Genomic DNA, 11,183 nt, shown 5'->3' with positions numbered 1-11,183 from the left:
ATACTATTTATATTATTCTACATTGTATAAGTAGAGTTCCGCCAAACTATTATTTCTCTCACGGTTAGTGTCTGGTAGATACAATTTAAGATATCGAGTCTTAATTTTAGCTTCAGGGAAATATTGAATTGTCATATTTGTCGTTGAATTCGATAAATCACCAAAATTTATATTACCTATCTTCTTAAAAGATGGATCATCCTGACCCAAATCATCGGTCAATGCAGAGCTGGTATAGAATTCAACATTACGTGTATCCTGATATGCAGAATAACGGTATAGTGTTATCTGGTCAAACTCTTTCTCTTCTTTCATATCTATTAACAACCAATAAGGTGGTGGAGTACCTGCTCCTGACCATTTACAATGCCAAATAGTAGAATTTACTCCATCTATAATTTTGTTAGGTCCATAGTATGAACTTTGATAACTTGACGCCGTTACTGTCCATCCTGATTTGGAAAGAGCCTTTCTTTCATATTTGGAATAAATCGTTATTGGCTTTGATTGAATATTGCTACCATCTGTCGATGTCGCTGTAATTTCAACAATCCCCCTAGATATTGGAATTACAATACCATCCTTATCTACAGTGGCTATTGCCGGATTAGATGATTTATAAGCAAATATTTTATTTTTTGCTGTTATAGGATAAGCCACAAATGCTGAAGACAGATTTCTTTTATCTCCATCTGCAATCATATAGTTTTCACTCCCGTTTATTGTAATTGAGTCTACATAAGCTGTTACATCTACCGTACACAATGTTTTTGTCCATGATTCTCCATTAGCACCAACAATAATCAGCCATCCTATTCCTCCGTCTACGGCTGTAATAAGGCCTGAATCACTAACTTTAAATACTTTCTGGTTGTTACTAACATATTTAACCAGTCCATTTGACGGATCTATTTTAAGATTCACCTGATATGTGTCATCCTTGTTTATGCGTAACGTATCATCTGTCAAACCAAGTATTTCAATGGATTTGATATCTTTTTGCACATCATCATCGTTAGAGTATCCGTAAGTATAAAGAGCTAAAACAGATATAAATAACATGAATAACTTTCTCATTTTGCAAGTATTTTATATTGTACATAACGTAGTTGGGGTATATAGGATTCCTAAGTAAAGGTTTGTCTTTGACCTTTACTTAAGAACCTCTATTTATAATATTTACTTACCTACTTCAACTTTTTGGTCAAGTAGCCATGTGGCTGCAACTCCAAAAATTACGGCATCGTTTCCATTTCCTGTAGCATCGGTAAGAATGTTTCCTGTTCCCTCATTTAGCCTCCAATAAGCAAATAAGCCTGTAGAAGCGGGATCTACTCCATACATATTATTTTTAATCTGTGCCTCAGTACGGGCTACAGTCCAGAAACGAATTTCACTTGCCTGCACATTAGATCTCATATAACCGTCATTATCGTCTTCTCCACAGAAACGGAATCCGCGAGGGGAGCTTGAGTTTACTGTTGTGGATATTTGTCCGTTAGGAAATTTACTATCCAGTACTCCGTTTACATAGATATACATAGTTCCTGTAGCATTATCATTTACACATGCAATATGATACCAGATATTGTTCTTGAAAGACGTCTGGGCATCATAACTCTTACCCTGATTCTTTATCTGGAATTTATCCCATTTACCGGCAGCACCATCGGCAGCAAAACGCGTGAATATCTCTCCATCAGATCCTCCATCACCACCTGAGAAATCTGCTGCATTAAATAATATCTGATTATTTCGGTTAAGACCTAAGTTGTCCATTTTTACCAAAAACTCTACAGTAAAATCATTTACTGTTACAGATTCGTTTTTAAGTTTCATTTTCATACCATTAGCACGTTTCATAACTGGAACGTCAGCATATGGTATTGGAGTGATCACGTAGATAAAGTAGCCTGCACTATTGAGTACCGGAACATTGTTGCCTTCTACCGATTTGACAATTATAGGGATGGCATATGTAAGGCCTGTTTTATTCAGTTCGGGGGTAAGTGCCTTGAGGCTGATGCCGATTGGTGTTCCATTGCTGACTCCCTTTGTTATTACAGTATATGTACTGTCCAAAGTGTAAAAATCAGCAGGTAAAATCGCATAATTTGTTGAATGTGATTCATTAAATTTTTTTAGGACATCTTCGTTTACTTCAATATTGACTTTTGTATCTGTAGATGCCTTATCTGCCATTCTTACTTGAATAACAACAGTTGAACCATTTTCATCAATCGTGATCTTTTGGAAATTTTCTGTCGAAACATTTGACAGATATACATGATTTCCGATAACATCGTTCTTAGCGTCATTGCATCCATAGGTAAAGAGCAAAATAACAAAACTAATTACAAGGACATATTTTATATTTAATATTGTTTTCATAATGTATGTTTTAATAAATCATTATACATAGCCTTATTCGATTAATATTTCGGATTCATTAATCTGATAGCTTCACGAGTAAATGGATAAAAGCCAGCCTTGCCGGGAACGCTATACTCATATTCAATATGATATACTCCTGATCCGCCTTTCAGATATCTGACATTATTGACAAGAGGTTCCCATGCTGCCATTCCCGCAAAAGATTTAGTATATGTTCCATCCTCTTGTAAAAAGTTAGCCCCTCCCGTTGTATTGTATGCTGCTTTTTCGAAATTCTCTGTTACAATATATTTTTTTGCAACTTCCTGAGGGGTTAGGACCCCTTCATAGTTCCGGATAGTTGTTTTTAATCTGCTATTCAAATTTGTATATGATGTACAATCATAAGCTTGAACAATGAACCAGTCGAAATAAGGTCCCGAATCCGCATGCATAGATTGAGGTTCTCCATCTACAGCCAATATCTTTCCTGTACCGGATTTTGGTCCAAAATATTTACCTAACTCTTCAATAAATACTTTCAAACGTGGACGGCTGCTAGCTAAATCACCTGCGCCTCCATAATTGGGTTCATGGTCTATATCAAATCCATCATATCCTAGGGAATTTATTGTTTCTGCAATAGCTCTTGCATATTTACGAATTCCTTCTTTTTGTGTGTCGGTAGGCTCATCATTAAGATTGCTTTCTGAAGGATCCCATCCCCAATATTCTTTGACTGTTTTTCCGTCCGGAGTGAAGCCATCACCCACATTCTCGGTAAAGGAACATGCTAAAACTTTGAGCCCCTTTACCTTTTGTGCGTATTGTAAGTCTTTTATTTTAGCTTCTGTCTGGTTTATCCAATCACCCCAAATCGAAACCATATCCATGCTATCTGGTAACCCAGCCAAAGAACTAACCATTGAAGAGCCAACGCCTGTCCAGCCACCAAACCAGCCAAAGCTTATTTGTCTTTCGGCATAGGTTGCTTTCCAAGTTCTAAGGTTTGCATAGTATTCTTCCGATTTTCCCGGTACATCTATTATCTCGGCCTCTACATCAGTCCAGTCATTACATGAAACAGCAAAGCAGCATGAAAATAGGGCTAGTGTTATATATTTGATAAGTTTTCTCATAATTTTATATTCAATTAATTTAAACATCAATTATCTTGAAATCATGGTTTATTTGATTTTTTATCCCACCATATTTTAGTTCCATAAGCATCAGTACCTCCAAGTAAGGATACCGCAGCCGAATAGTTCGTTGCATTGTTGATTCTTTCACTCGGTGCAAACGGGATACGTGCTGCGAGTTTAGTTGTGAGAGATGCATCGGTATTTTTATTTACTTTTGTCGGAAAGAAACGAGGATATCCAGTTCTACGTTGTTCGCTCCATGCTTCCTGCCCTAAAGGCCACATAGCAATCCACTTTTGAGTTATAATACGCTCCAGCATTACTTCCTCTGAAACTGCATCTTCCCATTTAATAGTAATTGTACTTCGAGCTGCCTCGGGGAATGTAGGATCGTCATAAGCAGCTGGTTTAGCTATGCTATTAGTAATATAAGTATCATAATTACCCGATACTCCATATTGGTCAAAAGAGAGTTTAATCCCTTGATTGTAAAGAGCTGCTGTAGTTCCTCCCATGTTCCAACCACGCATCGCACCTTCCGATTTTAGAAATGAGACTTCAGCCGCATTCATCCATAATAATTTTTCGTCTGTATATATAGCCGGAGCTGAATAGGTCAGTGCCCAAGCCTTATTCGGAATAGTTATGCCGGCTCTTAAGCCATAATATCCAGATGCGCCACCAACATTTCCCATTTGAAAATACTTACTCATACGTGGATCATTATAACCCTTCATATAGGTGACAATATCGGCACATACGCGTGAGTCTGTATAATCTTCCCACATTATTTTTATAGGATTCGGAGCATAGGTAATATATGCATTCTCTTCGTTTGTTCTAATTACTCCTATCGGGTGATTAACAGCTTCTAGAGCTTTTTCTTCTGCCAATGCCGGATTAGCATATACAATACGCATAGCCATACGAAGCTTCAAGGAATTAGCAAATTTTACCCATTTCGAATAATCCCCACCATATACCCGATCGTAGTCTTCCATTGGCTTTTCACCCGGATATGATAAAACATAAGCGGTTAATTCAGAGATAGCAAAATCCAAATCATTGAACATATTTTTGTATACTTCTTCTTGACTATCATAGGGCACTTCAATATTCCCACTTGCTACTTTGGAGTATGGGATGGGGCCGTAAAGATCTGTCATACGTTGCATAGCTGCAACTCTTAAAAGTTGAGCCCAGGCATAATTAACACCTTTTGCATCTGTTCTGTCTTTCACTTCAACCCATGCTGAATAGAATGTAGAGAAAACTTTTTCAAAAGGAAAATCCAGCCAATTATCGGGAGCATTAAATGTCGCAAAACTCGATTCCCAACCACTATTGGTTATAGTCATATAGCGCCCATAAACATCACCGATGAGACTTTCACACATTTGATAGTTATTTTCCTGTGCAGGATATACTATATTCTGCATCTGGATGAAGTAGGCGCCCATCGGTAATTCCTTAGGCAAGTAGTCAGGAGTATTTATGTCTTCATAATCCATACAAGAGCTTATCGATATCATTGTAATAAACGATATTGCAGCATATTTGATTTTGGATAGATATCTATATTTCATAATATTCTATTTTTATTTCGGTTAAAATTCAAATTTGACATTGAATCCATAGCTTCTCAAACTAGGAGACATCATATAATCTAAACCCTGATAGTAATTACTGGTAGAAGCTGTCGATTCCGGATCGAAAGGAGCTTTGTTATATATCATCAATAGGTTACGACCAACAAGAGAAGCTGACATCTTTATTTTATTGTTGAACCACTTGGCAGGAAAAGTATAGCCAATGCTAGCTTCCTGTAGACGTACATTTGTTGCATTATATATATAATGAGAATATATGCCGCCTGTACCTCCTACGGTTTTGTACCATGTTTCAGCATCTACAAATCCGTTATTTACAGGGATGCCGCCATTGTCACGAGCTACTGCTGAGACTTCACTCACACCATATGCATCAAGCACAGCTTGTGTATATGATACTACTTTTCCACCCAAGCGAGCTGCAATCACAAATTCAAAGTTTAAGTCCTTCCATGCAAAACTATTTCTGAATCCCATATTCCATTTTGGTAAAACAGAGCCTACTTTTTGTAGTTTATCTTCCGATGAAATACCTCCGGTAATAGGATCTACCCATATATTACCATTTTCATCTTTCTTAATTTCAGTAGTTGTCCATAAATCGCCTAATGTGCCACCTGTGGTAAGCATGAGAAGGGAAGATCCTATCTGTGTCTTTTTAATTTGATCCAATTCGGTAACAACTCCATTTTCGTTTGTATACTTGCCAAGATCAATGATCTTATTGCGGTTAGCACTAATTGTAAAACCGGAAGACCATGAGAAGTTATTCCATTTTTCATAAAAATTCAGTGACGCTTCCAATCCTTTATTTTGAATATTACCCGTCTGTGCAATAATAGAAGAATATCCTGATGAAGCAGAAATAGGTACAGTTACAGTCTGATCATATGTGTTTGATTTGTAGAGTGTAACATTTAGGTCAAATTTATTTTTCCAGAACTTCACGTTCAATCCTGCTTCCCACGATTTTGTACGTTCAGGATATAGATAACCTAACGGCATATATGTATTAGTCGCCCATGAGTTTGTTCCTTCATCAAAAGGATAGTGATGTATCGACAGATTGCGTGGAATAGAGTTACCTACCGATGCATATGAGCCACGTACTTTCATATAATTAATAAAGCTAGGCAATTTTACCATTTCGGAAATAACGCCGGAAAGACCGACTGAGGGGTAGAAGAAGGATTTATCAGGCATAAGAGCCAGTGCTGAATCCCAATCATTACGGCCCGTTAGCGTTAAATATAACATACTTTTCCAACCAAGTTCCACATTTGCGAATATAGCCTGTGTTTGTTGTTGCCATCCGTCTTCCAGTACTTTTGTCTTTGGATCTGCCCTATTTATATTTCTCAAAGCAAAGAAATTCGGCATATCATACAGGTTTCCATTCAATCCGTTTTCATCATAATTTAGATTATAAAGACTGGCTCCGACATTGGCAGACAGAGAATAATCTGAACCAAAATACTTGTTGATATTGACCATTATATCAGCATAGGTTTGCTTCTCGTGCATGTTATTCCTGAAATAACTCCCGTTTTTACCGGCTAGCAAAGTCATTGTGGATGCATATAGCTTCTTCTCTTCAGTGGATTGCGTATTATCAATTTTTATTCGTCCTGCAACATTCATCCAATCAAAAACATCGTATTTCAGGCTTGCATTCATCATATAACGGTTTCTTTTTGTCGAGAAAATATTACGATATGCTGTCCAATAAGGATTTTGAAGGGTAAGTCCTTCATCTCCCCATTGCCAACGTTGTGTGTAAATTTCTCGTCCGCTGTTATATTCTTCATACATTCTTACTCTCTCGAAATCTTCACCTCGCGGATATGTATAAACTGCTACTAAAGGATTGAAATATTGACCCTGAGCGGTCATATTCTGGTTTTTCTGTAATATATAATTCGCGGAAAAATCAAGCATCATTTTATCGTTCAGGAATGAAGTCGTATTTCTAAATGAAAAATTATAGCGTGTGTATTCATTATTCGGCATAATGCCATCAGCATTGGTTGATCCAGCTGAAGCATATGTTTGATTTTTTTCATTCCCTACGGACAAGGATACAGAATTCTGAACATTCGATCCTGTATTAAAGAAATCTTTTGGATCATACGAGGATGGTATAGCTAGCCTATCACCCCAACTCTGATACGTTCCCGGAGCATTTCCATATCTATTCTGAAATTCCGGCATTACAAAAGGAGACATGAATGTTGTCTGGTTTGATACTACAACTTTAGCTTTCCCAACCTGTCCTTTTTTAGTTGTAATGACGATGGCACCATTGGCGGCGCTCGATCCATAAAGAGCCGCGGCTGCCGGGCCTGTAAGTACAGTCATACTCTCTATGTCATCAGGATTGATGTCGCTAATTCCCTCTCCACCTGCTGGTTGTAATGAATAAATGCCTTCTCCTTCCGTTATAGATCCTTTTGTGAAATTAGTCATCGGAATTCCATCAATTACATAAAGCACGTTATTATCTCTTTCGATCGATTTAGATCCACGGATAACAACTTTTGTAGCTCCCCCAATACCTGTTGAAGAACTATTGATGTTCACCCCGGCTACTTTACCTACGAGTGAATTCATGAGATTAGCATCTTTCACTGTGGTTAAGTCTCCTGCGCCTACCTCTTGAGCATTGTAACTCAAAGCTTTTTCCGATCTTTTGATTCCTAGTGCCGTAACAACAACTGCGTCAAGAGCAATATTTCGTTCTTCCAAAACGATATCGATAGTAGATTGTGAACCAATAACTATTTCTTTGGATGCATACCCGACAAGTGATATTACTATTGTCTGTCCTTCTTTCGTCTTTAGGGAAAATTTACCGTCAATGTCGGAGAGAGTACCGATTGTTGTTCCTTTTACTGAAATGCTTACACCTATCAACGGTTCTCCCTGTATGTCTTTTATTTGTCCCGACACAGTCTTTCCGCCATCTTGTTTTATACCCAAACCATCACTCAATAGTATCGTGTTTTGTTTACTGGAAAGGATAATGCTTTTATCCAAAACTGAATATGCAACATCTGTACCTAAAAAAATTTCGGCCAATACTGCAAATATATCTTTTTGGAATGCTGAGATAGATACTTTTCTGTCTATATCAATCTGTTTGGTATTGTAGAAAAATGTAAATTCAGACTGATTCTCTATTTGTTTTAGTACATTTTCTACAGTTTGGTTTTTCACATTAATATCTAAGATTGCGTTTTGGGCATAACTATTCGATGCCTGAATTAGCCCAACAGAAACGCACATAAATATAAAAAATAGTCTCATAGGCAGTGGAATTTTATGTATTGTTAGTCGTACTGACTTTAACACCCAACGCCATTGGATGGTAAAATAATTTTTCATAGATTTGTAGTGATTTAGTTAAAAAATAATTTCTTTTAGTCCTTAGTTATAAGGCTAATGAGCAATGTTTCATGTAGGGAAATACGCCAATATTTCCTTACATGTTTTTCTTTAGTTTTCTTTGTTTTTCATGATATTTTAAGCTTATTTGGGTTAGTAAATTTCTATTACACTTTTTTCTATTTTATTTAAATTATCATCTGTAGTTATATATTTACTTTTTATATTAGACGAAATCTTAAAATGTTCTAATATCCTGTCCAATCTCTGATGAACAAATGTTCCAGAAAATGAATATTCTTTAAGCTTTGGATCTTTAATTACAAATTGAACGTTGAACCTCTTACTTAAAATTCGAAGAGCATCTTCTAATGAAGTATCATTAAATATTATTTTTCCGTCTTTCCATGCAATATCAGGCTCAACATTTACCGAAGTTGTAATAGCTGTCCGATTGGATGTATTAATAATAGTCTTTTGATTCGGAGTCATTCGTAGATGGTGAATATTATTCTCTGCAGAGCTATATAGCAGATTAATTTCCCCCGATACCAGTGTTGTTGTGACATCTCGATTCCTACTGTATGCTTCTACATTAAATTCTGTTCCCAAAACTTCTATTTGCATATTATGAGTTGTGGATACTATGAATTTGCGTTTCGGATCTTTCTCTACTTCAAAAAACGCCTCTCCGTTTAGTATAATATCTCTCGTTTTTCCTGTGAATTTAGCTGGGTACTTTAAATATGAATCGGAATTAAGCCATACTTTGGAATTGTCAGGGAGAGTTACTGTTGTTATCATTCCTGGATTTGTTCTTATTTCTACATATTCATTTGTGGCCGAAGTTTGACTTAACAATAGATAAAAAGTAGTAAAAAGTAATGGGATAGTAAATACTGCAGCAATGCGTTGCACTCTTCTGAACAAATAAGCGCGTCTTTGTTTTTCCACCTTTCTTGTTACGTTACGCAAAGCTTTCTTACTATCAGTTTGTTTTAATGTTTGCACTGTTTCGGAAGCAATATATATATAATATATCTGCTTTGCTAAATCTCTGTTCTCTTCTGATGAGGAAATCCAATCTTCGATACGTTTCGCTTCTGATCCGGATATTTCTTTCGAAAAATATCGAATTAATAAAGCCTCATCTATAATAAGTTTATCCATATTTATTTCTGCGTTCTATAATAAAGACTATTAAGAATAAAGATATCCTAAACAGAAAGTGGAAAAAAATTTTAAATCTTAAAATATTCTCTAAATTTGTATTATTAAGTATTCAATACAAATTAATGTTGTATTTTTCTGAGATTTATTTTTCTCAAATAAAAGGCTCTGTTTTATTAAAAAGTGTGAATGGAGAAACAAGAAAAGATATTGGAAGATGTTAGCCTTTATTTGCAAGTGAAGAAGGGTGATAAAAATGCATTCGATACTCTGTTCGTAAGGTATTATCCTATTCTGTGTGCGTATGCTCGGCAATTTGTTAGTGATGAAGATTCAGAGGAGGTTGTTCAGGATATTATGCTTTGGTTATGGGAATCAAGAGATAACCATATTATAGAAACATCTCTGGGACAATATTTATTCCGTTCTGTGAAGAACAAATGTTTTACACTGATTAACAGAAGTGTGATGAAGCAGAAAGTAAATAATATTTTACATGAAGAAATGCAATATGTTTTTGATGATCCCGACTTTTATATTGTTGAAGAATTATCCAGGAAAATAGAAAGTGCGATTAAGATTCTTCCTGAGTCGTACCGTATTGCATTTGAGAAAAATCGTTTTCAGAACCAAACTTATCAACAAATAGCAGATGAATTAGGAGTTTCTTCTAAAACCATTGATTATAGAATACAACAAGCATTGAAAATACTGCGCGTAGAACTAAAAGATTTTCTTCCTTTACTTCTTGCTATATTGAGTTATGGCTCCGACCATCATTTCCCTTTAAATGCTCAAGATTTACAAGAAGATTCTCATTATATAATTGAGAAGTTAACATAAATCTTGGTGTATAACAAAATGATAACAAAATGACAACCAATTGATTATCAGTTTTTTTTTAGCCTTGAACATATTTAAGTTCTTATAAGTGGTTTATTGAACCTACGCGATCAGGTGAAGGAGGCTAATTTATACGTATGGCAGGAAATCGAGATTTACACATGCACTTGACAAATAGTAGTGCTGCTGAAAATAATAGCGTAGAGATATACCCTCGAAATGAAAGTAATGATCTAAGTTATAAATGGCTTTTTGAAAAAGTATCTATAGCTGCTCCGCTTGAGGACGGAACGTATACATTTAAACTTGCTGCAAACAGTGATCAGTTATTACATACCTTAAACGGTTCAACACAACCGCCTGCAAGACTTGAAATATATCCATTAAAAGACAATATTGATGACTATAAATGGATAATAAAGAAAGGTACAGATAATACATATACAATAAGCCTATATAGGGCTCCTAGTTTGTATATACATCCAGTAAATGGTTCTGTACTTAATTCTACAGAACTTGAAATATATTCATATATTTCAAATGACTCTAGATTATACAAATGGATAATAGAAAGAATTGGAACTTCTAATTCATATAGGTTTAGGCTAGTTGATCCCCCCAGCAGATTTATACATCCTTATGGTGCTTCTACGGCTAGTAC

The 11,183-nt window shown here is 35.8% G+C and carries 8 protein-coding genes; 2 read left to right on the top strand and 6 right to left on the bottom strand.

The annotated features are described in order from the left end of the window. Positions 1-12: 12 nt before the first annotated feature. From JGH11_RS17100 to JGH11_RS17075, 6 genes are all read right to left on the bottom strand, one after another. Positions 13-1,077: a discoidin domain-containing protein gene (locus JGH11_RS17100; protein ID WP_201113831.1), complete on the bottom strand. Its 1,065-nt coding sequence runs from the start codon at positions 1,075-1,077 to the stop codon at positions 13-15. A 102-nt stretch (positions 1,078-1,179) separates the two neighbouring features. Further along, positions 1,180-2,391 carry a BT_3987 domain-containing protein gene (locus tag JGH11_RS17095; protein WP_201113829.1) on the bottom strand — a complete coding sequence of 404 codons (1,212 nt, stop codon included), beginning with the start codon at positions 2,389-2,391 and terminating at the stop codon, positions 1,180-1,182. A 41-nt stretch (positions 2,392-2,432) separates the two neighbouring features. Continuing rightward, positions 2,433-3,512 carry a glycoside hydrolase family 18 gene (locus JGH11_RS17090; RefSeq protein ID WP_201113828.1) on the bottom strand — a complete coding sequence of 360 codons (1,080 nt, stop codon included), beginning with the start codon at positions 3,510-3,512 and terminating at the stop codon, positions 2,433-2,435. Positions 3,513-3,553: 41 nt separating this feature from the next. Then, positions 3,554-5,101 carry a RagB/SusD family nutrient uptake outer membrane protein gene (locus JGH11_RS17085; protein WP_201113827.1) on the bottom strand — a complete coding sequence of 516 codons (1,548 nt, stop codon included), beginning with the start codon at positions 5,099-5,101 and terminating at the stop codon, positions 3,554-3,556. A 21-nt stretch (positions 5,102-5,122) separates the two neighbouring features. Continuing rightward, positions 5,123-8,509 carry a SusC/RagA family TonB-linked outer membrane protein gene (locus JGH11_RS17080; protein ID WP_236264093.1) on the bottom strand — a complete coding sequence of 1,129 codons (3,387 nt, stop codon included), beginning with the start codon at positions 8,507-8,509 and terminating at the stop codon, positions 5,123-5,125. Positions 8,510-8,662: 153 nt separating this feature from the next. Further along, positions 8,663-9,679 carry a FecR family protein gene (locus JGH11_RS17075; RefSeq protein WP_201113826.1) on the bottom strand — a complete coding sequence of 339 codons (1,017 nt, stop codon included), beginning with the start codon at positions 9,677-9,679 and terminating at the stop codon, positions 8,663-8,665. Between the two features lie 189 nt (positions 9,680-9,868). Here JGH11_RS17075 and JGH11_RS17070 point away from each other — a divergent pair, with 189 nt between their 5' ends. Together JGH11_RS17070 and JGH11_RS17065 are read left to right on the top strand one after the other, a co-directional pair. Further along, positions 9,869-10,522 (top strand): RNA polymerase sigma-70 factor, encoded by a 654-nt coding sequence (locus JGH11_RS17070; protein ID WP_201113825.1) that lies wholly within the window; start codon positions 9,869-9,871, stop codon positions 10,520-10,522. A 137-nt stretch (positions 10,523-10,659) separates the two neighbouring features. Further along, positions 10,660-11,183: RICIN domain-containing protein (locus JGH11_RS17065; protein ID WP_201113824.1), on the top strand; the 524-nt coding region annotated here is incomplete at its 3' end.

The sequence above is a fragment of the Dysgonomonas sp. Marseille-P4677 genome (genome assembly GCF_016652235.1).
In the GTDB taxonomy this organism is placed as follows: domain Bacteria; phylum Bacteroidota; class Bacteroidia; order Bacteroidales; family Dysgonomonadaceae; genus Dysgonomonas.
Note: the sequence above shows the minus strand (reverse complement) of the source record. Positions and strands in the feature narration are given on the sequence as shown.

Excerpts from the sequence above, each read along its gene's own strand:
- JGH11_RS17100 (WP_201113831.1), bottom strand. The coding sequence starts at position 1,077 with ATGAGAAAGTTATTCATGTTATTTATATCTGTTTTAGCTCTTTATACT.
- JGH11_RS17095 (WP_201113829.1), bottom strand. The coding sequence starts at position 2,391 with ATGAAAACAATATTAAATATAAAATATGTCCTTGTAATTAGTTTTGTT.
- JGH11_RS17090 (WP_201113828.1), bottom strand. The coding sequence starts at position 3,512 with ATGAGAAAACTTATCAAATATATAACACTAGCCCTATTTTCATGCTGC.
- JGH11_RS17085 (WP_201113827.1), bottom strand. The coding sequence starts at position 5,101 with ATGAAATATAGATATCTATCCAAAATCAAATATGCTGCAATATCGTTT.
- JGH11_RS17080 (WP_236264093.1), bottom strand. The coding sequence starts at position 8,509 with ATGAAAAATTATTTTACCATCCAATGGCGTTGGGTGTTAAAGTCAGTA.
- JGH11_RS17075 (WP_201113826.1), bottom strand. The coding sequence starts at position 9,679 with ATGGATAAACTTATTATAGATGAGGCTTTATTAATTCGATATTTTTCG.
- JGH11_RS17070 (WP_201113825.1), top strand. The coding sequence starts at position 9,869 with ATGGAGAAACAAGAAAAGATATTGGAAGATGTTAGCCTTTATTTGCAA.